The 306-nt window shown below is 61.1% G+C and carries 1 protein-coding gene; it reads right to left on the reverse strand.

The window, feature by feature from the left end:
* Positions 1 to 306 (reverse strand): efflux RND transporter permease subunit (locus GSQ77_RS24120; RefSeq protein ID WP_158906549.1); only part of this gene is annotated, 306 nt, incomplete at both ends.

Genomic DNA, 306 nt, shown 5'->3' on the forward strand with positions numbered 1-306 from the left:
CAAGGTCAGCGAGTTGAACGCCGAGATCACCGTCGAGATGGCGATGGTCATCGCGAACTGCTTATAGAACTGGCCGGTCAAGCCCGACATGAACGCGAGCGGCACGAACACGGCCACCAGGGTCAGCGCGATAGCCACAATCGGCCCGCTCACCTCGCGCATCGCCTGATAGGTGGCGTCGCGCGCCGATAGCCCCGAGGCAATATTACGCTCGACGTTCTCGACCACCACGATCGCATCGTCGACCACGATCCCGATCGCCAGCACCATGCCGAACAAGGAGAGCGCGTTGATCGAATAACCGAA

Source organism: Burkholderia sp. L27(2015) (genome assembly GCF_009765705.1).
GTDB lineage: Bacteria > Pseudomonadota > Gammaproteobacteria > Burkholderiales > Burkholderiaceae > LMUX01.